18 protein-coding genes and 1 pseudogene are annotated in these 21860 nt (G+C 71.9%); 11 read left to right on the forward strand and 8 right to left on the reverse strand.

From position 1 onward, the window contains the following. The first annotated feature begins 394 nt into the window (after positions 1-394). On the forward strand, positions 395-1678 hold the full coding sequence (locus ACMCNN_RS04790) for a methyl-accepting chemotaxis protein (protein ID WP_412744957.1): 1284 nt from the start codon (positions 395-397) through the stop codon (positions 1676-1678). Between the two features lie 18 nt (positions 1679-1696). Here the strand turns inward: ACMCNN_RS04790 and ACMCNN_RS04795 are convergent, their stop codons facing one another. Genes ACMCNN_RS04795 through ACMCNN_RS04805 form a run of 3 tightly spaced genes read right to left on the reverse strand, consistent with a single transcriptional unit; the run spans position 1697 to position 5354 of the window. After that, a complete protein-coding gene (locus tag ACMCNN_RS04795) occupies positions 1697-3196 on the reverse strand; it encodes a DUF6297 family protein (protein WP_412744958.1) in 1500 nt (499 codons plus the stop codon). Beyond that, positions 3193-3837, reverse strand: coding sequence for an ATP-binding cassette domain-containing protein (locus tag ACMCNN_RS04800; protein ID WP_412744959.1), 645 nt, complete (start codon positions 3835-3837; stop codon positions 3193-3195). The genes ACMCNN_RS04795 and ACMCNN_RS04800 overlap by 4 nt, the downstream gene beginning before the upstream one ends. Before the next feature lie 23 nt (positions 3838-3860). Continuing rightward, positions 3861-5354 (reverse strand): aldehyde dehydrogenase family protein, encoded by a 1494-nt coding sequence (locus ACMCNN_RS04805; protein ID WP_412744960.1) that lies wholly within the window; start codon positions 5352-5354, stop codon positions 3861-3863. Positions 5355-5504: 150 nt separating this feature from the next. Between ACMCNN_RS04805 and ACMCNN_RS04810 the strand changes: the two genes are divergently transcribed. Together ACMCNN_RS04810 and ACMCNN_RS04815 are read left to right on the forward strand one after the other, a co-directional pair. Further along, positions 5505-5840: a hypothetical protein gene (locus ACMCNN_RS04810; RefSeq protein WP_412744961.1), complete on the forward strand. Its 336-nt coding sequence runs from the start codon at positions 5505-5507 to the stop codon at positions 5838-5840. A 20-nt stretch (positions 5841-5860) separates the two neighbouring features. Continuing rightward, positions 5861-6670 carry an alpha/beta hydrolase gene (locus ACMCNN_RS04815; RefSeq protein WP_412744962.1) on the forward strand — a complete coding sequence of 270 codons (810 nt, stop codon included), beginning with the start codon at positions 5861-5863 and terminating at the stop codon, positions 6668-6670. A gap of 10 nt (positions 6671-6680) precedes the next feature. Here the strand turns inward: ACMCNN_RS04815 and ACMCNN_RS04820 are convergent, their stop codons facing one another. From ACMCNN_RS04820 to mce, 4 genes are all read right to left on the reverse strand, one after another. Next, on the reverse strand, positions 6681-7874 hold the full coding sequence (locus ACMCNN_RS04820) for an AI-2E family transporter (RefSeq protein ID WP_412744963.1): 1194 nt from the start codon (positions 7872-7874) through the stop codon (positions 6681-6683). Positions 7875-8044: 170 nt separating this feature from the next. Further along, the gene (locus ACMCNN_RS04825; protein WP_412744964.1) at positions 8045-9517 is read right to left on the reverse strand and encodes a Laminin subunit beta-1; all 1473 of its coding nucleotides are present in this window, start codon (positions 9515-9517) and stop codon (positions 8045-8047) included. A 251-nt stretch (positions 9518-9768) separates the two neighbouring features. Beyond that, positions 9769-11067, reverse strand: a complete 1299-nt coding sequence (locus ACMCNN_RS04830; protein WP_412744965.1) for a DivIVA domain-containing protein — start codon at positions 11065-11067, stop codon at positions 9769-9771. A gap of 281 nt (positions 11068-11348) precedes the next feature. Further along, positions 11349-11795, reverse strand: coding sequence for a methylmalonyl-CoA epimerase (gene mce, locus ACMCNN_RS04835; RefSeq protein WP_412744966.1), 447 nt, complete (start codon positions 11793-11795; stop codon positions 11349-11351). Positions 11796-11940: 145 nt separating this feature from the next. Between mce and ACMCNN_RS04840 the strand changes: the two genes are divergently transcribed. The 3 genes from ACMCNN_RS04840 to ACMCNN_RS04850 all read left to right on the forward strand — a co-directional run bounded on the left by ACMCNN_RS04840 (position 11941) and on the right by ACMCNN_RS04850 (position 15507). Next, complete coding sequence (locus ACMCNN_RS04840; RefSeq protein ID WP_412744967.1) at positions 11941-13125, forward strand: acetyl-CoA C-acetyltransferase; 1185 nt, start codon at positions 11941-11943, stop codon at positions 13123-13125. Between the two features lie 16 nt (positions 13126-13141). After that, positions 13142-14125: a methylmalonyl Co-A mutase-associated GTPase MeaB gene (meaB, locus tag ACMCNN_RS04845; RefSeq protein ID WP_412744968.1), complete on the forward strand. Its 984-nt coding sequence runs from the start codon at positions 13142-13144 to the stop codon at positions 14123-14125. Between the two features lie 257 nt (positions 14126-14382). Then, positions 14383-15507 (forward strand): sugar ABC transporter substrate-binding protein, encoded by a 1125-nt coding sequence (locus ACMCNN_RS04850; protein WP_412744969.1) that lies wholly within the window; start codon positions 14383-14385, stop codon positions 15505-15507. Positions 15508-15558: 51 nt separating this feature from the next. On the opposite strand, the gene ACMCNN_RS04855 is transcribed toward ACMCNN_RS04850, so the two are convergent. Continuing rightward, on the reverse strand, positions 15559-16218 hold the full coding sequence (locus ACMCNN_RS04855; protein WP_412744970.1) for a Pr6Pr family membrane protein: 660 nt from the start codon (positions 16216-16218) through the stop codon (positions 15559-15561). 152 nt (positions 16219-16370) lie between these two features. On the opposite strand from ACMCNN_RS04855, the gene ACMCNN_RS04860 reads away from it, so the two are divergent. The 5 genes and pseudogenes from ACMCNN_RS04860 to ACMCNN_RS04880 all read left to right on the forward strand — a co-directional run. Further along, a complete protein-coding gene (locus ACMCNN_RS04860; RefSeq protein WP_412744971.1) occupies positions 16371-18056 on the forward strand; it encodes a methylmalonyl-CoA mutase in 1686 nt (561 codons plus the stop codon). A gap of 313 nt (positions 18057-18369) precedes the next feature. After that, positions 18370-19224, forward strand: a complete 855-nt coding sequence (locus ACMCNN_RS04865; protein WP_412744972.1) for a helix-turn-helix domain-containing protein — start codon at positions 18370-18372, stop codon at positions 19222-19224. 23 nt (positions 19225-19247) lie between these two features. Next, positions 19248-19442 carry a DUF397 domain-containing protein gene (locus ACMCNN_RS04870; RefSeq protein WP_412744973.1) on the forward strand — a complete coding sequence of 65 codons (195 nt, stop codon included), beginning with the start codon at positions 19248-19250 and terminating at the stop codon, positions 19440-19442. A gap of 405 nt (positions 19443-19847) precedes the next feature. After that, the gene (locus ACMCNN_RS04875) at positions 19848-20774 is read left to right on the forward strand and encodes a tetratricopeptide repeat protein (protein WP_412744974.1); all 927 of its coding nucleotides are present in this window, start codon (positions 19848-19850) and stop codon (positions 20772-20774) included. 89 nt (positions 20775-20863) lie between these two features. Next, a pseudogene (locus ACMCNN_RS04880) lies at positions 20864-21767 on the forward strand (arginase family protein); the annotation flags it as partial. Between the last annotated feature and the right edge of the window lie 93 nt (positions 21768-21860).

Below are 21860 nucleotides of genomic sequence, written 5' to 3' on the forward strand. Positions count from 1 at the left end.
GACCCGGTCCTCGGCGGACTATCGGTTCGGGCCCGGAGATCATGGGTCGAGGGCCGGGCGGCGCCGGAAGAGAGTCGGAAATATCAATGTGTGGCGCGGTAGATTGTGCATTCACCTGGTAAAAGCTGCATGGTGGCAAGTTGTGACCGGGCTGCAGTGACGTTCGCCATAACGCTCGCCGAGCCTTGCGGAGAGTGCAGGATGCATCACGGTGTGCTTTAGTGCGAGTCCGCATTGGATGCCGGTCTCCCGGTCCTGACCTCGGCGCGAACGGCCGGCGCCGCCGGAAGGAACGCCGAAACCTCAGATGATTCCGCGCTCGTCCGTCCGTCCATTCTTTGGGACGCTGCGGTCAAGGTCTCAACACGCGGTCCGGCGATGCCGACGGAAGGGCATGACGCACGACAACGCCCCCACCGTCGGGCGGCGCAGCCCGCTCGACGACCGGTCCATCTCCGGCAAGTTGCTGCCGCGGCTGTTCCTGCCGTCCGGTCTGGCCTCCGTGATCATCGCGCTGTCCAATGTCGACGGCTACCGGGGGTCCCTGCTGATCCGGGGGCTGATCGCGATCGCGCTTGCGGCCGCGACCTGGCGGGTGAACTGGGACCGGACGCCACGCCAGGCGTTGCGGATCCTGGCCTACGTCGCCGTCACCATGATCGGTATCGGAGCCCTCACCACCCCCGGCGCCTATTACCTGATCATGCTCAATTCGGCCGTCGCCATGGTCTGGGCCGGTTTCACCCTTGAACGGCGAGATGTAGGGGTCCTGTCGGTCATCATGGCGGTGCTGACCCTGGTGACGCAGTGGCATCTGTTCTCGCCGTGGATTGCCGTGTGGCATTCGGTGGCGATCTGGCTGTTGCTGACCACACTGTGCGTCGCCATGCACTGGCTGCGCCAGCTGCTCGACGACGGCGCCGCTCAGGTCGCACAGGCCCAGGCGGAGATCAGCGAGCTGCAGGTGCGCACGTTGACCGAGCAGCAGCAGGCCGAGGCGCAGCGGGCCGAGCAGGCCGCCGCGCAGATGGCCGAGCAGGCTCACCTGCAGCAGCAGGTCGCCGCGCAGGCGGCCGTGCTGGCCCAGTCCGCCGCGGAGGTCAGCCAGAACACGACAGTCGCGGCCACCGCGACCGAGCAGATGTCCTGCGCGCTCCAGGACCTCTCGCGTACGGCGCAGTCCACCGAGGAGGTCACGGTCACGGTGGTGCGGCAGGCCGACGACGCCGCCACGGTGATCAAGGCCCTGGCCGCGTCGAGCGCGCAGATCATGGCGGCCAGCGACATCATCCAGTCGATCGCCGAGCAGACGAACCTGCTGGCGCTCAACGCCACGATCGAGTCGGCCCGCGCCGGCGAGAGCGGCAAGGGCTTCGCGGTGGTGGCCAACGAGGTCAAGGAACTGGCCCGCCAGTCCGGCGAGAACGCCGACTCCATCAACCGCACCCTGACCGAGGTCCGCGCACAGGTCGACGCCGCAGTCACCCGGGTTACCGAGATCGCCGGAAGCATGAACACCCTGTCGGCGCACCACAGCACGCTCGCCGCCGCGATCGAGGAGCAGACCGCCGCCGTCGCCGAGGTCACCCGTACGGTGACCCAGACCGCCGGGGAGACGCAGACGATGGCCAGCGGCATCCAGGCGCTGGAACAGATCTCCCGGAGCGGCGCGCGGTGACGCGGGCTCCGGCTCCGGTCACCGGCCGCTGAGTTCGACGCGGTCGTGGGCGGTGGTGGCGGACAGGTAGGCGCGCACGCCGATCACCGCAACCACCGCCTGCACCAGCACGGTCGACCAGGTCAGCGGCTGACCCTGGGCGATCTGGACGAGCATGGGCAGCCCGAGCAGCAGGATGTCCGGGCCGACGAGCGAGTTCACCAGCGGGCCGGGGGAGACCGTACCCATCGGGGTGTCCAGCGGCAGCAGCTCGTTACGGACCAGGCCCACCCGCGCGTGCCGCACCGCGGCCACCGCGCCCACCGGGGCGAGCACCAGCCCCAGCGCCCACCACGGCCCGGCCGGCAGGTCGCCGAGGGCGTCCAGCAGCGCCAGCGACGTCGCGTACCACGCGCCGGCCAGCACGCCGGGCACCCACATCCGCTGTTCGATGGCCCGCCGGGAGTCGAGGCCGAGCATGCGCAGCAGCACCGGGTTGGCGGCGTCGGTGCGCACCGTGGCGGTGCTGGTCCCGCCCGCGACCATGCCGCCGATCAGGACCGCGGCGGCCAGCAGCCACCGCGGGCCCGCCGCCAGCAGGGTGGGCAGCGCGGTCGCCCCGGCCAGCCAGGCCAGGCGCGCGGGTCGCCGCCGGGCCATCAACAGGTCCTGAGCCACGAGTACGGGCACCCGCGCCCACAACCGCACCGACCGCAACCGCTGCCGCGCCCAGTACCGCCGCTCCACCATGTCCGCGACGAACGACGGCTCCACGCCGAAGACCGAGTCGAGCAGCGTCCCGGTGGTCTTCGCGGCGGCGAGGATCCGCTCGTTCGGGGTGGCGGCCAGGCGCCCCACGGCGACCGCCAGCAGCACGGCGTCCAGTACGGCCAGCCCGGCGACGATCGCCGTGACCAGCCCGGTCGGCGCGGCGGCGGTGGCCTGCGGCGCGTCGATCACCGAGTCCACCACGAGCCCGGCCAGCCCGGCGGCCAGCAGCAGCCCGGCGAGTCCGTCGGCGTACCCGCCCCAGTCGCCGCCCTGCGCGGCCAGTGCGAGGAGCAGGAGCAGCACGGCGGCCAGCGCACCCAGCGTGGCCAGCAGCCCGGCGACGGCGCCGGGCATGGGACGCGCCGCGACGTGTCCGAGCACGGCCACGCCGTACAGTGCGCCCGAGACGGCGGCCAGCGCGACGGCCTGGCGCAGCGAGGGCACCAGCAGGCGGCGGCGGCTCACTGGCGCGGTCAGCAGCCACGTCGCGGCGGGGCGGGTCAGCCCGAGCGGGCCGAGGCGGCGCATCGCCAGGAACAGTACGGCCGCACCGGCCGTGGTCAGCGCGGCGCCCGCCAGCAGCGAGAGGTTGGGGCGTTCCGGCCAGAACACGACAGCGAGCTGGCGGTGCAGCATGCCGCCGACGACCGCGATGAACAGCACAGCGAAGTAGACGTTCCCGGCGGTGGCGCCCCGCTCGCGGTGCGCGGACTGGCGTCGCCGCACCCACCGGCGCAGCGCTGCGACATCGGTGACCTGGACCGTCACGGCGTTATGGTCCCGAGCGCGGCCATCGTGGTCGGCGTCGCGCCCGCCGCCGCGGCGAACGCCTCGTCGTGGCTGGCCATCAGCAGCGTGCCGCCGTCGGCCAGATAGTCGGCCAGCATCCCGGCCACCATCACCTTCGCGTCCGGATCGAGGCGCTGCTCCGGCTCGTCCAGGATCAGCAGGGAGCTGGGCCGCAGCAGGGTCAGCGCGAGCGTCAGCCGCTGCTTCTGCCCGGACGACATCGACGGCGGGATCGCGTCGGCGTGCCCGGCCAGCCCGAACCGGTCCAGCGCCTCGTCCACCCCCGCGTCCTCCGGGTCCCGGCCGTGCGCGCGGCACACCAGCTCTGCATGCTCGCGCACGGTCAGCCCCGGATACCAGGTGGGCGGCTCCACCGTGGTCACCACGGCACGCCAGAACTCCGGTGTGGACCCCGGCGGGGAGCCCAGCACCCGGATCGTGCCGGCGTCCGGGCGCTGCAGGCTGGAGACGCAGCGCAGCAGCGTGGACTTGCCGACGCCGTTCTCGCCGGTGACGCAGACCGCGCCACCGACCGGCACGGTCAGCGCCACATCGACGAGTACGGGCGTGGAGCCGTAGCTCACGTGCAGGCCGGTGACCTCCACCGCGGGATGATCCACCCCGCTGACGCTAGCAGCCGGGTTCAGTTGCCGCGGCCGTAGAGCAGCCGGAGCACCTTGACCAGCCGGGAGATCTGCGCGGGACTGCGCTCGAAGGTCATCACGGGCACGGGCGACGGCCCCCGCCGTACGCTGATCGCCCTGGGCCGGGCGAACTCGCGCAGGCCGTCGTCGCCGTGGATACGGCCGAAGCCCGAGTCGCCGACCCCGCCGAACGGCAGGCTGCCCATCCCCACGAACGACAGCGTCGAGTTCACCGCGACCATCCCCGCGTGCAGCCGCCGGGCGATGCGCACCGCGTTGGCCTTGCCGAACACCGCCCCGCCCAGCCCGTACGGGACCGCGTTGGCCTTGGCCACGGCCTCGTCCGCGTCGGCCACCCTGGTAATGGTCAGGGTGGGGCCGAACGTCTCCTCGCGCACCGCCGCCGAGTCCTCCGGCACGTCGACCAGCACGGTCGGCGCGACCCCGGGCGGCTGGACCGCGTCCGCGCCGCCGACCAGGGCCCTGCCGCCGTGGGCCAGCGCGTCGTCGATGTGGCGCCGGATGATGTCGAGCTGGCCGGGCATGGTGATCGGGCCGAGGTCCTCGCCGAGCTCGAGCTTGCCGGCCTTCTCCACCACGGCGGCGACGAACCGGTCGTAGACGGGCTCCACCGCGTACACCCGCTCGATGCCGATGCAGGTCTGTCCGGAGTTCGTCATGGAACCCCACACGGCGGCCTCGGCGGCCGCGTTCACGTCGGCGTCCGCGTCGACGATGAGGGCGTCCTTGCCGCCCGCCTCCAGCACCACGGGGGTCAGGGTCTCGGCGCAGGCACCCATCACCTTCCTGGCGGTGGCGGTCGAGCCGGTGAAGGCGACCTTGTCCACTCCGGAGCGGCACAGCGCAGCGCCGACGTCGCCCAGGCCGTGCACCGCCTGCAGCACCGGATGCTCCGGCACCACCTCGGCGAACGTGTCGACCAGCCACTGCCCCACGGCCGGGGTGTACTCGCTCGGCTTGAACACCACCGTGTTGCCCGCCATCAGCGCCCCCGAGGTGGGGCCGAGCGGCGTGAGGATCGGATAGTTCCACGGCCCGATCACCCCGACCACCCCGTACGGCAGGTACTCCACGTGGCCGGCATGCTCGGCCATCAGCAGGCGGGTGCGGGTGCGGCGGTGCCCGAGCACGCGCTTGGCGTTGCGGGCCGCCCAGTCGGTGTGCTCGATCGCGGCGCTGGCCTCCACGATCGCGTCGGCGACCGGCTTGCCGGTCTCCAGGTGCGTGAGCGCGGCCAGCTCCTCGATGCGCTGGACGAGCAGGGCGCGCCAGCGCAGCAGGCGGGCCTTGCGGCCGTCGAAGCCGAGCGACTGCCACCAGGCGGAGGCGTCCTTGGCGCGCCGCACGGCGGCGGCCACCGCGGCCGCGTCGGCCACGGGCAGGCGGCCGGCCTCGGCGCCGGTGGCGGGGCTGGTCGACACGAGGACGCCGTCCTCGATGAAGGGCATTCCGGGGGTACGGGTCGCCGTCATGAACGCGAGTTTAGGTCGCGTTCACCCCGCGCACCTCCGCCTGGTGGAGGAAATAATCCATGGGCGCTCTTCGATGGCGCGGCGGGTCGTACCGGCAGGCGGACGGCCGCCCGGCGGTCACCACGCCGCACCCCCGTACGCTGGACCGTTGTGAGTCCCCGCCGCAACCGCCCGCGCCGCCCCGCGGGCGAGCCGCGCCCGGAGCTCACCGACGAGCGCGTCCGGCGCGGCGTCGAGGGCGTGCAGGAGTGGCAGGACGGCGAGTGGATGGTGCGGTCGATCTTCGGCGGCGCGGCCACGAAGACGTACCGGTGCCCGGGCTGCCTGCAGGAGATCCGGCCCGGAGTGGCGCACGTGGTCGCCTGGCCCACGGACGGCCGCGGCGACGAGACCGACCGGCGGCACTGGCACACCGGCTGCTGGCGGGCGCGGGACCGGCGCGGTCCGGACGTGGAACGTTCCCGTAACGCGCCCCGATACGGCTGATCAGGCGAAGGATGACCCCAGTGAGCAACCAGATCCGCGCGAACTCCGTGCTGCCCGCCCGGCGTACGGATATCGAGCTGCACACCGCCGACGGCCTGACGCTGGTCGGCGAGCTGGCGCTGCCGCCGCAGGGCGATCCGGTGGCGACGCTGCTCTGCCTGCACCCGCTGCCCACGCACGGCGGGATGATGGACAGCCACGTCTTCCGCAAGGCGGCCTGGCGGCTGCCCGCCCTGGCGGGCCTCGCCGTGCTGCGCTTCAACTCCCGGGGCACCAGCAGCGTGCGGGGAAAGAGCGAGGGCGAGTTCTCGGCGGGCGAGGGCGAGAAGTTCGACGTGGCCGCCGCCATCGAGTACGCGGAGTTCGCCGACCTGCCGAACATCTGGCTGGTGGGCTGGTCGTTCGGCACGGACCTGACGCTGATGCACGGGCTGGACCCGGCCGTCGTGGGGGCGATCCTGCTCTCGCCGCCGCTGCGCTTCGCGGGGCCCGAGCACCTGGCCGCCTGGGCGGACTCCGGCAAGCCGGTCACCGCGCTGATCCCCGAGTTCGACGACTACCTGCGGCCCGCCGAGGCGGCGGAGCGGTTCGCGCCGCTGACGCAGGCCGAGGTGGTGCCGGTGGCGGGCGCCAAGCACCTCTGGGTGGGCGACGCCGAGACGGTGCTGGACGAGATCGTGCGCCGGGTGGCGCCCGACGTGCCCGTGCCACTGCCGCGCACCTGGGACGGCCCGCTGGAGGAGGGCGACATGACCGCGTACGCGGACCGCACCGTCGCCGCCTTCGCCGACGTGCCGGTCGCGGGCCCCGAACAGCGCCGGGCCGAGTAGGGCCGCCGGCTCAGCGTTGTTCCATGCTGGGGTTCGCGACCTCGCGGATGATCAGCTGGACCGCCGCCACCAGCGGGATGGCGATCAGCGCCCCGATGACCCCGAACAGCGCCACCCCGAGCAGGGCCGCGGTGACCGCGGCGACGTCGCTGACCTCCACCGAGCGCCGCATCACGTTCGGGTAGATCAGGTAGTTCTCCAGCTGCTGGTAGACGATGAAGAACACGATGCAGACGATCCCGCTGGTCAGCGAGTGGGCGAGGCCGACGAGGCTGACGATGATGGCGCCGAGGGTCGCCCCGATCTGCGGGATGAGGTCCAGGACCGCGACCGCCACGGCCAGCGCGAACGGGTACGCGAGCCCGATCGTGATCGCGAGCGCGAAGGTGCTCATCCCGGCCAGGACAGCGATGGCCAGCGCGCCGACCATGTACGCGCCCACCTTGGTGAGGATCTCGTCGGTGAGCAGCCGGACCCGGTCCCGGCGCGACGCGGGCACCAGCGCGTACCCGGCCTCCTTGATCCGGTCGAAGGCCGCCATGAAGTAGATCGTCAGCACCAGCACGGTCAGCGCGCTGAAGATCGTGCCGAACAGCAGCTTCGCGCCACCGACCACGCCGCCCACGGCGCTGCCCACGGTGCCCGCGTTCAGCGAGGTGCGCAGCTTGTCGACGATGTCGTAGCGCTCCACCAGGTCGTTGATGGTCTGGTTGCGCTGCAGGTTCTGGATGTAGTCGGGCAGGTTCTTGATCAGCTCGCCGGTCTGGGTCACCAGCGGCGGGATCAGCGCCAGCACGCCGCCGCACAGCAACAGCACCACGGTGAGCGCCACGACCGCCACGGCGAGCCCGCGCGGCAGTCCCCAGCTGCGCAGCCGCATGACGGCCGGGTTGAGCCCGATCGCGAGGAACAGCGCGATGAAGATCAGCACCAGGATCGAGCTGGCGTTGCGCAGACCGACGAAGCACGCGTACGCGAGGACCAGGCCGAGGCCGCCGAGGAAGCCGGTGAGGAACGGGTTGCGCCAGTTCAGCGCCGGCCCCGGAAGGCCGTACCGGCTGCGGCCCTGCGCAGGATCGTCCACCGGCCCGGCGGGCTCTGTCGCGTCGGCCGGTGGTGTCGTCGCGGTGGGGAGCTCGTCCGGTGGCGGCGGTGTGCCCGCGGGCTGCGTCTCGCCGGGGCGGGGGTTCTCGTCGGCCGTCACCGCAAACCTCCACATCGGAGCCCAGGGCGTCCGGGCAGCGGTCGGCGACCGGTGCGGCAAACGAACGCCCCGGCGGGGACGTTAGCGGGTGCGCCCGTGCGAAGGCCACCCGACGGGCCGATCTTTCGGCCGCCGGGTGGCCGCGCGGCGGTGAGGTGGCTGGTGTGGGGTCAGTCCGCGTCCACGCCGACGCGGCTGGCGGGTGGCACGGCCACCTTCGCGGAGGCGGTCACCTTGCCACTGCCCGCCCCGTGCGGGCTGGGCTTGTCGGCGGCGCGCTGTCCCCCCTGCCCACCGGACGTCTGACCGTCCTTGCCGTCCTTGGCCGTGCCGTCGAGCGCCTTGCCGTCGGACGGCTGCTGGGGCGCGTCGTCCTCGGCGTCGTCGAAGTCGTCGCCGCCCGGGGCGGCCGCGGCCGCCAGCACCGCCGCGGCGGCCAGCTCCGCGACCCGCTTGGCCTCCCGCTGCACCTGGCGGCGGACGTCCGCGGCGTGCCGTTCGGCGGCCTCGCCCGCCTTCTTCGCCTCGGCCACCCGGGCCCGCTCGGCCTCCAGCTCACGCTGCGCCTCGGCCAGGCGCTGCTGCACCTGCTGGGTCTCCTGTTCGGCGGCCCGGGCGCGCTCGGCCGCCGCCGTCAGCTTCTGCTCGGCCGCGGTGACCTCGGCCTGTGCCGTCTCCAGCTTCTCGGCGGCCGCGGTGATCTTCTCCTGCTGCGACTCGACCTCCTTGCGGGTCGCGGTCGCCTGCTCGTCGGAGCGGCGCAGCACCTCCTCGGCGTACTTGTCCGCCTCGCTGCGCAGATCCGCGCACTGCTTCTCGACGCCGGCCCGCAGCTGCTCCAGCTCCTGCGTCACCGTCGTACGGCGCTGCTGCAGCTCCTGCTCGGTGCTCGCGGTCAGCTCGCCGCGCTGGCGCTCGGCGTCGGCGCGCTGCCGGGCGATCTCCTGCTGCGCCGCCTCCCGCAGGACCTTGCTCTCGTGTTCCGCCTTGGCTCGCGTGGCCTTCGCGTACCCGTCGGCCTCGGTACGGGTCTGCTGGGCCTCCTTGGTGGACGCCTCGGTGAGCCGCTGCACCTCTGCCTTGGCCTTGGTCAGCGCCGCCTCGGCCTCGGCGCGCATCTTCTCGGCGGCCTCCTTGGTGGCCCGGGCCTCCTGCTCGGCGGCCTTGCGGCGGGCAGCGTCGGCCTTCTCCTCGTCGGCGCGCCGGGCGGCGAGTGCGATCTCGAAGTCGCGGATCACGTCGTGGGCGTGGGTCTCGGCCTCGGCGCGGACCCGTTCCGCCTCGGCGAGACGGCTGGCGATGTCGTCCGTGGCGGACGTCTTGATCGCCTCGGCCTGCTCCTCGGCGAGCGCGAGGATCTGCTCCACCCGGGGGCCGAGATGGCGGAACGACACCTCCGCGCCGATTCCGGGCTGGCGCCGGGCCTGGGCCAGCTCCTGCTGGAGGCGTTCGACCTGCTGCGCCATCGACTGGATCTGCGTGTACGCCTGCTCCCGCTCGGCGGCCAGGGCGGCGATCTCGTTCTCGGCCCGAGCCACATACCGCTCGACCTGCTTTTTCTCGTAGCCGCGCAGGGCCGTTTCGAAGTTGGGCTCGGCGGCCGCGCCCCCGCCGAGGCCGAAGATTTCCGCGCCGTGCGACATGCTTTCCATCCTCACACACGCCTCGTCCCGTCACATGCCGGTACACACCCGCTTGGGGGACTTACGCGTCTGGTAGCAATTTGACTCTGCTTGGGCCGTCGTGCGGCCCCGGGTGGTTGGTGGCGCCCGGAAATGCACGCGGGCCGCACCGGAGTTCCGGATGCGGCCCGCATCGTGGGCGTGCCGTCCAGTCGAACAACCGTCGCGCGCCCCGAAGGGCCACGCAACTTCACGACCGGGTGGCGTACGACTCAGGAGGTCGTCTTCGCCGTGGCGACCTTGTCGTCGGTCGGCGGAGTGCCGTTCTCGCCTGCCCGCTGCGCCGGAGCGTCCACCTTGGCGGCGGTCGGCGCCGCGGCAGCCGGGGCGCCGCCGGGCGTGGGCACCAGGCCGGACAGGCCGGAGAGCATCTGGCCGAGCTGGCTGGTGACCGCGTTCTTCTGCCGGGTCAGGTCCTCGACCTCGCGCTTGGCGGCCTGGGTGGTCAGCTCTGCCTCGGTGCGGGCCTCGCTGAGCAGGCGCTGCGCCTCCGCGCGTGCCTCGGAGACGGTCTTCTCCGCCAGGGCGCGGGACTTCTCGACGGTCTCGACGGCGCCGCGCTCGCTCTCGACGCGGCGGCTCTCGGCGCGCTGCTCGATCTCCTTGGCCCGGTCCTCGGCGGCGCGGGCGCGCTCCTCGGCCTCGGCCACCATCTTCTGGGTGGCGCTGACCTGGGCGCCGTGGCGCTCGGCCTCCTCGCGCTCGGACTTCTCCCGGCGCTCGGCGACCTCCAGCGCGAGGGCCTGCAGGTCCTTGTCGCGCTTGTCGCGGGCGTCGGTCAGCATCTTGGTGGCCTCGGCCCGCTTCTCCTCCGCCTCACGGGCGGCCTTGGCGCGCAGCTGGGTGATCTCCCGTTCGGCGGTGGCGCGCAGCGACGCCACCTCACGCTCCACGGTGGACTTCAGCTCGGCGACCTCGTGCGCGGTGACCGTACGCAGCTGCTTGGTCTCGCGGTCCGCGTCGCTGCGCAGCGTGTCGGCCTCCCGGCGGGCCTGCACCCGGGTCTCGGCGGCCTCCCGCTCGGCGTGCGTGCGCAGCTGCCCCGACTCGCGCTCCGCAGTCGCCTTCATGGCGGCGGCCTCGGCGCGCGCCTTGTCCGTGATCTCGCGCGCCTCGAGGCGGGCCGCGGAGAGGATGCCCTCGGACTCCCGCTTCGCCTCGTTGCGATGGTCGTTGGCCTGTTCCTCGGCCAGCCGCAGGATCTGCTCGACCCGGGTGCCCAGCCCGGAGAGCGTCGGTCGGTTGTTCTCTTCCAGCAGCTTGTTGCTGTCGGCCAGCTTCTGCTCGACCGTATTGAGCCGCTGTTCTGCCTGGCGCAGCCGGCGTTGCGCATCGTTCATGCGCTGCTCGGCCTCGCCGCGCGCCTGTTCCGACTGGTTCAGGGCGGCGACCAGCCGGCCGAGGTGCGCGTCCACCTGTCCGCGGTCGTATCCGCGCAGGACGACGGTGAAGTCGTGCTGTGAGTTTGCGCTCTCGAAGAACGCGAGATTGGCATCCTGCTGCTGGGGCATTGGGACATACTGGCAGACCCCCCAGGGGGCCACGCAAGACCGTACGGCCCTGGTTCTGCGCCTGGAGATCACCGGTTCGCGGCTCGTCGGGGGGCCGGGTCGAACCATTCGGAGGGGTCGCCGGAGGGCTGTCGCTGCCCGGTGCCCACGCCGCTACCTGCTGTCCTGCGGTTTCGCAAGTGATCGTCGCAGATGTGCACACGTCGGCGCTCGACGATGTACTCCATCCTGCCAGGCGGGGCAGGTGCCCGCCAGGATCTTTCACTCGCAAGGCGTACGAATCAGACGCCTTCGGCGGCGGGTTCGACAAGCTCCACAAGCACCCCTCCGGCGTCCTTCGGGTGCACGAAGTTGATCCGGGACCCGCCGGTGCCCCGGCGCGGGGTGTCGTAGAGCAGCCGCAGCCCGCGGGCGCGCAATGCCGCGGCGGCGGCCTCGACATCGGCCACGGTGTATGCCAGCTGCTGCAGTCCGGGCCCGCTGCGGTCCAGGAACTTCGCGATCGCCGACTGCGGGCTGATCGGGGCCAGCAGTTGCAGCCGGGGCCCGGTGGCGTCGGGCCCGACGGCCAGCATCGCCTCCCGGACCCCCTGTTCGTCGTTGGTCTCCTCGTGCACGCAGTACAGGCCGAAGTTCTCGGCGTAGAAGGCGAGGGCGGCGTCCAGGTCTCCGACGGCGATCCCGACGTGGTCGATCCGGAGCAGTCCGACGGCGGGCAGGGTTGGCATGAACGGAAGTGTGACATCTTCGCGGTGCACTGGGACTGGGTCTCCCCTCGGGCGGACGGTTAGGCTGAACCCTAACCATCGTTCAGTCGACGAGGCGTCCAGTGCCGGGCGTCCCGTCGGCGACAACTCGTGAAGGCGAAGACCCGTGACCAGCTCGGTGATCGTCAGCGGCGCCCGGACCCCGATGGGGCGGCTGCTCGGCAACCTGAAGGACCTTCCGGCCACCGCGCTGGGTGGCCACGCCATCGCCGCCGCGCTGGAGCGCGGCGGGGTGCGCCCCGACCAGGTCGAGTACGTGATCATGGGCCAGGTGCTGCAGGCGGGCGCCGGTCAGATCCCGGCCCGGCAGGCCGCGGTCGCCGCCGGCATCCCGATGAACGTGCCCGCGGTGACCGTCAACAAGGTCTGCCTCTCCGGCCTGGACGCGATCGCGCTGGCCGACCAGCTGATCCGCGCGGGCGAGTTCGACATCGTCGTCGCGGGCGGCATGGAGTCGATGACCAACGCCCCCCACCTGCTCATGGGCCAGCGCCAGGGCAAGAAGTACGGCGACATCCTGGTCCGCGACCACACCGCGTACGACGGGCTGACCGACCCGTGGGACCGCATCCCCATGGGCGAGTCGACGGAGCGCGCCGGTGAGCGCCTCGGGATCAGCCGGGCCGAGCAGGACGCGTTCAGCGCGCTCAGCCACCAGCGCGCGGCCGCCGCCCAGACCGAGGGCCGCTTCGCGGAGGAGATCGTGCCGATCCGTGGCGGTCTGCGCGACGTGGACCCGATGATCGACACGGACGAGGGCGTACGCCCCGACTCGACCGCCGAGACGCTGGGCAAGCTGCGTCCCGCGTTCCTGCCCGAGGGCACGATCACCGCGGGCAGCTCGTCGCCGATCTCCGACGGTGCGGCCGCGGTCGTGGTGATGAGCAGGGCCAAGGCCGAGGAGCTGGGGCTGACCTGGCTGGCCGAGATCGTCGCGCACGGCAACGTCGCGGGCCCGGACAACTCGCTGCAGGCGCAGCCCGCCAACGCCATCAAGCACGCGCTCGGCAAGGCCGGGCTGACCGTGGCCGACCTGGACCTGATCGAGATGAACGAGGCGTTCGCCCAGGTCGTCATCCACTCCATGCGCGAGCTGAAGGTCGACGAGGACATCGTCAACGTCAACGGCGGCGCCATCGCGCTGGGCCACCCGATCGGCATGTCCGGCGCCCGGCTGGTGCTCACCCTCGCGCTGGAGCTGCGCCGCCGCGGCGGCGGCACCGGCGCGGCGGGTCTGTGCGGCGGCGGGGGTCAGGGCGACGCGCTGATCATCCGGGTTCCCGCTGCCTGAGCACGGGGATCACGCGATGGTGCAGGATGCTCCGGTGACCTTCACCCCGCGCCGTTCCCGTGATGTGCCCACGCTGGTGGCCCGCGCCCGTGACGGGGATCCGCGGGCCGTCGCGCGCCTGATCAGCCTCGTCGAGAACGGCGACCCGGCACTGCCCGCCGTGGCCGCCGCCCTCGCCCCGTACGCGGGTCAGGCGCAGGTCGTCGGGCTCACCGGTTCGCCCGGCGTGGGCAAGTCGACCACCACGAACGAGCTGGTCCGGGCGCTGCGGGGCCAGGGCCGCCGGGTCGGCGTGCTGGCGGTGGACCCGTCCAGCCCGTTCACCGGCGGGGCGATCCTCGGCGACCGGGTGCGGATGCAGGAGCACAGCACGGATCCGGGGGTCTACATCCGCTCGATGTCCAGCCGCGGCCATCTCGGCGGCCTGTCCGCGACGACGCCGCAGGCGGTGCGCGTGCTGGAGGGCGCGGGCTGCGACGTGGTGCTGGTCGAGACGGTCGGGGTGGGCCAGGCCGAGGTGGAGATCGCGTCGCTGGCCGACACCACGCTGGTGCTGCTGGCGCCGGGCATGGGCGACGCGATCCAGGCGGTGAAGGCCGGGATCCTGGAGATCGCGGACGTCTTCGTGGTCAACAAGGCGGACCGGCCCGGCGCCGACGCCACGTACCGCGACATCCAGGGGATGCTCGCGCTGGGTGAGCGGGGCCCGGGGGAGTGGCGGCCGCAGGTCGTGCGGGCCACCGCGGTGCGCGGCGAGGGCGTCGACGACGTGCTGGCCGCGATCGGCAAGCACCGGGACTGGCTGGAGAGCAGCGGCGAGCTGGGCCGCCGCCGCGCGGAGCGGGCCGCCGCCGAGGTCGAGGCGATCGCGCTGGGCACGCTGCGCGCCCGGCTGGGCTCGCTGCGGGAGGGTACGGCGCTGGCCGCGCTGGCCACCCGCGTGGCGGACGGCGAGATCGATCCGTACGCGGCGGCGGAGGAGCTGCTCAAGGGGCTCTGACCGGCGTGCCGACCGGTCCGGAATCCGGTGGTTCCCGACAGGGTGCCCGATCGGGCAGAGTCGATGATGTGCGCCGCAAAGGGACGAAAACCGGGCGTCTCACCGGGAATTGAGAACCGCTCGTGTTCGGCCCATTCCGTTCGGTGACCATCGACGGGGAATTGCCTGCGGACGGTGACAAAGTCGTACGGATGCGGGGGTTTACCAGGGCTCCAGCGCTGGTAGCCTTTGCCGCCTCTGGCCGGGAGGAACGCGGGATGCGTAGGAAGATGTTCGCTTTTGCCATGGTCGGCCTGATGGCCATGGCAGGCGTGGTGGGCTGCGACGACAACGGTGGTGACAACACCAGCGGTGGCGGCGACACCGGTGGTGGGCCCAAGATCTATGGGCAGGGTAAAGGCAAGATCGGCGTGATCCTGCCCGACACCGAGAGCTCACAGCGGTGGGGCACCGACGACCCCAAGTTCCTGAAGGCGGCGTTCGACGCGGCCGGCGTCAAGGCGGACATCCAGAACGCGCAGGGCGACAAGGCGAAGTTCGCGTCGATCGCGGACAGCATGATCTCCGGTGGCGCCACGGTCCTGATGATCGTCAACCTGGACTCGGGCACCGGCAAGGCCGTGCTCGACAAGGCCAGGAAGGCCGGCGTCGCCACGATCGACTACGACCGCCTCACCCTCAACGGCGGCGCCGACTACTACGTGAGCTTCAACAACGTCACGGTCGGCCAGATGCAGGGCCAGGGCCTGGTGCGGTGTCTCGAGGAGAAGGGGACCAAGGCTCCCCTCGTGGCCGACCTCAACGGCTCGCCGACCGACAACAACGCCACCCAGTTCAAGCAGGGCTACGAGCAGGTGCTGCAGCCCAAGTACGACTCCGAGACGTACGTGAAGGGCCCGGACCAGTCGGTGCCGGAGTGGAGCAACGACGAGGCCGGGGTCATCTTCGAGCAGATGATGGTCCAGACCAACAGCAAGATCCGCGGCGTGGTGGCGGCCAACGACGGCCTCGCGAACGCGGCCATCGGCGTGCTGAAGAAGAGCAAGCTCAACGGCACCGTCCCGGTCACCGGCCAGGACGCCACCGTGCAGGGCCTGCAGAACATCCTCACCGGCGACCAGTGCATGACGGTGTACAAGCCGATCAAGCAGGAGGCCGAGGCCGCGGCCAACCTTGCGATCAAGCTCTTCAAGGGCGACAAGATCGAGGTCGGCGGCAAGGTGAAGGACGTCGAGTCCGGCGCGTACGTGCCCGCCGTGCTGCTGAAGCCGCGACTGATCTTCAAGGAGAACGTCAAGGACGTCGTGGCCGACAAGTTCGTCGAGCGCAAGGACGTCTGCAAGGAAGGCTTCGAGAAGCTCTGCACCGACAACGGCATCTGAGTTCCGGCTACGCGAACGGCCCCCGGGAGCAATCCCGGGGGCCGTCGTCGTTCACGCCTCGATCTGGTCCGCCGCCCGTCTGCGCCGTAGCGCCGCGGGCACCCGGTCGATCACCACGAACAGCAGCGCCAGCAGGTAGAAGAACAGCGCGAAGAAGACGGCGCTCTGCGCCACCCCGCCGTAACCCAGGTCGTTCACGTCCAGGAACGGGTACGGGTACTTGTGCACGATCAGCCCGCGTACCAGCGCGAAGCCCAGGTAGAACAGCGGGAACGCGAGCCAGTACAGCGCGTACCGCCACTTGTAGCGGCCGCGCTCGTCGAAGAGCAGCCAGTCCAGCACGGCCAGCAGCGGAACCACCGTGTGCAGCAGCTGGTTGGCGACCGCCTCCGCCGGGGTGCGGTGGACCCCCAGCTGCGCGAAGCCGCTGGCCGGGTTGTCGAGCACGAAGTGGAACACCAGGCCGGTGATGGTCACGTACAGGGTGACCGCGCCCTTGAGCGGCGCCGGGGTGCTCAGCTCGCCCCGCCATGACCGGGTGGCCGCCCAGGCCGCGAAGACGCCGTAGGCGATGCTGCTCTGGATCGTGAAATACGGCAGCAGCGACAGCACGGTCGAGTCGCCGGAGGCATCGAGGATCACGCCGATGAGCACGGCGGTGGCCGTGATCAGGCGAATGGCGGTGACGAACCGCGGGTCGCGCACATTCATGGCGGGAAAACCTAGCCTTCTCGGCGCCGCGCCGCAGCCCTGTGTGTCCAGGGCAACGGGAGACCGGCGCAGCCTCGTGTCGTCAAGGATGATCGGCAACAGGCACCGGTCGACTTAGCCATCGTTCAGTCGAGTCGCATACCATGTGCCGCATGGACGCAGCCGACATCGCCGCCGGACGTGAGCGCTGGCAGCAGCGCTACGACTCCGCCCGCACCAGGGACGCCGACTTCACGACTCTCTCCGGGCTGGAGGTGGCCCCCGCCTACGGCCCACCGGACGGCTCCGTGTACCCCGGTTTCGAGCGGATCGGCTGGCCGGGCGAGTTCCCGTACACCAGGGGTCTGTACCCGACCGGCTACCGCGGGCGGACCTGGACGATCCGGCAGTTCGCCGGCTTCGGCAACGCCCGGCAGACCAACGAGCGGTACAAGATGATCCTCGCCGCCGGTGGCGGCGGGCTGTCCGTGGCGTTCGACATGCCGACGCTGATGGGCCGCGACTCCGACGACCCGCAGTCGCTCGGCGAGGTCGGCCACTGCGGCGTCGCCATCGACTCGGCCGCCGACATGGACGTGCTGTTCGACGGCATCAAGCTGCAGGACGTCACCACCAGCATGACCATCTCCGGCCCGGCCGTGCCGGTCTTCTGCATGTACCTGGTCGCCGCCGAGCGGCAGGGCGCCGACCTGAGCAAGCTCGACGGCACGCTGCAGACCGACATCTTCAAGGAGTACATCGCGCAGAAGGAGTGGCTGTTCGCCCCCGAGCCGCACCTGCGCCTCATCGGCGACCTGATGGAGTACTGCCACGCCGAGATCCCCAAGTACAAGCCGCTGTCGGTCTCCGGCTACCACATCCGCGAGGCGGGCTCGACCGCCGCGCAGGAGCTGGCGTACACCCTGGCGGACGGCTTCGGGTACGTGGAACTCGGGCTCTCCCGCGGCCTGGACGTCAATACGTTCGCGCCCGGCCTGAGCTTCTTCTTCGACGCGTACATCGACTTCTTCGAGGAGATCGCCAAGTTCCGCGCCGCGCGCCGGATCTGGGCCCGCCGCCTGCGCGACGTGTACGGCGCCACCAGCGAGAAGGCGCTCTGGCTGAAATTCCACACGCAGACCGCCGGGGTGTCGCTGACCGCGCAGCAGCCGGTGAACAACGTGGTGCGTACCGCTGTCGAGGCGCTCGCGGCGGTGCTCGGCGGCACCAACTCGCTGCACACCAACGCGCTCGACGAGACGCTCGCGCTGCCCACCGACGAATCCGCCGAGATCGCGCTGCGCACCCAGCAGGTGCTCATGGAGGAGACCGGGGTCACTAACGTCGCCGACCCGCTCGGCGGCTCGTGGTATCTGGAGGCGCTGACCGATCGGATCGAGGCCGAGGCCGAGGAGATCTTCGAGCGGATCCTCGCGCTGGACCCGCAGCCGCACCCGATCGGCCCGATGACCGCGGGCATCCTGCGCGGCATCGAGGACGGCTGGTTCACCGCGAACATCGCCGAGGCGGCGTTCGTCTACCAGCAGGCCCTGGAGAAGGGCGACAAGAAGATCGTCGGCGTCAACTGCCACACCGGTACGGTCGCCAAGGATCTGGAGATCCTGCGGGTTTCCCACGAGGTCGAGCTGGCGCAGAAGCGGGACCTGACCGCCCGCCGCGACGGCCGGGACGACGTACGGGTCAAGGAGGCCCTGGCCCGGATGGTCGCGGTGGCCCGGACCGAGGAGAACATGATCCCCGCGATGCTCGACGCGGTCCGCGCGGAGGCGACGCTGGGCGAGATCTGCGACGCGCTGCGCTCGGAGTGGGGCGTCTACCGGGAACCGGCGCGCTTCTAGCGCTCTGCGGTGTCCGGTCCGGTCTAGCGCTCTGCGGTGTTCAGTCCGGGCGGGGAGCGGCGTGGCCGCGACCCGTCCGGCACCGGCGTGCCGATCGGCCAGGCGACCGAGTCGGGGCAGGGCCACCGCAGCCCGCAGGTACATCGGGGGGGAATGAAGGGCAAAAGCCGCCAGCGGCGCGTATGTGCCATCGCGGAGCCTTCCATGGGCAGGTGGGGCAACATTTGCACGGCCGAAATGCATATGCAATGCGGGTCACCGGATCGGGTGCGCGGGATACCGCCTCCGGGGCACAGACGGGAGACTGGCGGCTATGTCGACCCAGGTGAGTCCGACCGTCCGGCGCCGTCGCCTCGGCCTGGAACTCAAGCGCCTGCGCGAGGAGCGGCGGCTGAGTCGCGAGGAGGTGGCCGCACACCTCGAAGTGTCGGTGTCGACCGTGAGCCGGATCGAGACCGGTCGCGGCGGCCTGCGTCCCAAGGACCTGCGTCAGCTGCTCGACCTGTTCGGGGTGGCCGACGAGGAGACGCGTTCCGACCTGGAGGCCCTGGCCCGGGCCGGAAAGGTGCAGGGGTGGTGGACGCGGCACGCAGGCGAGCTGCGGTCGGCGTATTCGACGTTCATCGGGCTGGAGGCCGAGGCCAGCTGGCTGCTCGACTTCGAGGCGATCACCGTGCCCGGCCTGCTGCAGACCGAGAGCTACGCGCGGTCGCTGCTGGCCTCGGCGCTGCCCGCCATGACCGACGACGCGATAGAGGCGCGGGTCCGCGTACGGATGGAACGGCAGCGGGCGCGGCTCGGCGGAACCTTGCCGGTCGACCTGTGGGTAGTCATCGACGAGTCCGTGATCAGGCGCTCGGTCGGCGGCCCGATGGTCATGCGCGAGCAGCTCAAGCATCTGGTCGAGGTCGCGGGCCGGCCCAACGTCACGATCCAGGTCCTGCCGTACTCGGCCGGCGCGCACCCGGGGGTGATCGGGTCCTTCGTGGTGCTTCGGTTCGCACAGGACCCGGATGTCGCGTACATCGAGGGGGTGGCTGGGGATGTTTATGCCGAAGGCACCGATGTGCAACGGTTTACGCTAGCGTTCGACGGGCTACGTGCGGCGGCGGCCTCGCCCGGCACCTCTCGGGACATGCTCGAGGCGGCGCTGGACGACCTCCGTTGACCCGAGCGAAAGGAAGGGTGGCCATGCGGCGCCTTGACCAGAACTGGCGGACCTCGACCCGTAGCGGGACCGAGGGCAACTGCGTGGAGGTGCGGCTGGACGACGACGCCGTCGTCGTCCGCGATTCCAAGGACCGAAGCGGACCGGTACTCCGCTTCACGGATGCCGAGTGGCGCGCATTCCTCGCGGGCGCTCGGGACGGCGAATTCGATCTCTGAGCTGAGGCCATCCGACACCTCGAACACAGCCCCCGGCCTGTGGCCGGGGGCTGTGTGGTCTTTGCCCGGGCCACCCAATCTGCCGATCATGCCTCCTGGGCAGCGACGGCGACCGGTACTGGCTCACCGCCGCCGTACAGGACCTGCTCGACTCGCGCCCGCGGGGCGGACGGTGGCCGGACAACTACCTTCCGGCGCTGCGGCGGCTCGGACCGCCCACCGGAACACCGCTCGCGCTCGAACCCGGGGCGTTCGGCGACGCCGTGGCGCAGTACCTGGAACGCACCGCCGACCTGTAGCGACGACGGTCATCCGGTGGGTCCGGCGGGCAGCGGATGCCAAGTCCGTCATCCCCCGCCCGGCGGCTCGGCGAAGCCGCTCGTCAGCGTGCGAGACTAGGTAACCATGAGCGACCCACGCACCACCCCGTCGATCTTCACCCGCGGCGCGGTCGACCTCAGCGCGCTGCGCGGGCCGAGTCAGGCCCCGGCACGCCCGGCCGGCCCCGCGCCGTCCGCCGCGGCCGCGGGTCCGTCCCCGTCCGCGAGTGGACTCGGCGGGCCCGAGACGGTCATCGACGTCACCGAGGCGAACTTCCAGTCGGCCGTGCTCGAACGGTCGATGACCACCCCGGTCGTCCTCGACTTCTGGGCCGAGTGGTGCGAGCCCTGCAAGCAGCTCTCGCCCGTACTCGAAAAACTCGCCGCGGAGGGCGCCGGCAGCTGGGTGCTGGGCAAGGTGGACGTCGACGCGAACCCGCGGCTCGCCCAGGCGCTGCGGGTGCAGGGCATCCCGATGGTCGTCGCGGTGGTCGGCGGTCAGCTCGTCGAGGGCTTCACCGGCGTGCTGCCCGAGGCGCAGGTCCGGCAGTACCTGGACGCCGTACTGAAGGCCGCCGGGATCTCCGTCGCGGCGCCCGAGGATCCGCGCCTGGACGCCGCGGACGACGCGCTCATGATGGGTGACCTGGACGCGGCCGAGGCGGCGTACAAGAAGATCCTCGCCGAGTCGCCGCAGGACCGGGCCGCCGAGTCCGGCCTCGCCCAGGTGGATCTCTACCGCCGGGTGTCCGGGGTGGACGCCGCCGCGGCGCTGGCCAGGGCCGCCGCCGACCCCGAGGACATCGAGGCGCAGCGGCTGGCCGCCGACATCGAGGTGCTCAGCGGGCAGGCCGCCGAGGCGTACACGCGGCTGGTCGGCCTGGTCCGGCGCACCAGCGGCGACGATCGCGACGAGGTACGCCGGCACCTGCTGTCGCTGTTCGCCGTGGCCGGACCCGACGATCCCGCGGTGGCCGGTGCGCGGCGTGCCCTCGCCAGCGCACTGTTCTGACGGACACTGCCCGATCGACACTTGCCTGACCGGCCGTTGCCTGATCGACTCAGGCTTGACCCGCTTTGCCTGACCCACCCGGGGGCCCCATGCGCCGCATCGCCGTCCTCGACGCACCGTCCAATCTCGGTCTGCGCCCGCCGACCGTGACGTCGGTGCCGGGGTGCGCCAAGGCGCCCGGGGCCCTGCGGGATGCCGGTCTGCTCACCCGGCTCGGCGCCCGCGACGCCGGCTGCCTCACCCCGCCACGGTACGACCCGGGCGACTGGCGGCCCGGCGACGGCGTGTGCCACGCGGACGCGATCGCGGCGTACTCGCGGGCGCTGGCCGACCGGATCGGGGCGATCATCGACGCGGGTGAGTTCCCGGTGGTCCTCGGCGGCGACTGCTCCATCGTGCTCGGTTCCGGGCTGGCCATGCACCGGCTCGGCGAGGCGGTCGGCGGCCGGATCGGGCTCGTGTTCGTCGACGGGCACTCCGACTTCCGCCACCCCGGCAACGCCTCGTACGTGGGTGCCGCCGCCGGGGAGGACCTCGCCCTGGTCACCGGGCGCGGGCAGACCGACCTCGCGGCGATCGAGGGGCGGCGGCCGTACTTCCGGGACATCGACGTGGTGGTCCTGGGGATCCGGGCGCAGGACGAGTACCGGCTCGACCTGCAGGCGGCCGGCATCGTCACGCGGCCGGTGCCCGCGCTGCGGGTGGAGGGCGCCGCCCGTACCGCCCAGTGGACCCGCGATCAGCTCGTCGACTGCGCCGGGTTCTGGGTGCATGTGGACGTCGACGTTCTCGATCCGGCCGTCATGCCGGCCGTCGACGCGCCGTCGCCGGGCGGTATCGCGTTCCCCGAGCTGGAGCTGCTGCTGGCCGGGCTGGTGGACACCCCGCACTGCCTGGGCGTGGAGATCACGGTCTTCGACCCCGACTACGACCCCGACGGGGCGTACGCGCGGGAGATCACGTCCGCGCTGGTCGCCGGGCTCTCCCCGGTACGGGCCGGGTCGCGGCCCGACCTGATCGCCGCCCGCCGGGACCTGCTGGCCCCGCCCGCCCCGGCCGGTGAGCGGACGGCACCGTCCGCGATCT

Source organism: Krasilnikovia sp. MM14-A1004, from assembly GCF_047159485.1.
Taxonomy (GTDB): domain Bacteria; phylum Actinomycetota; class Actinomycetes; order Mycobacteriales; family Micromonosporaceae; genus Actinoplanes.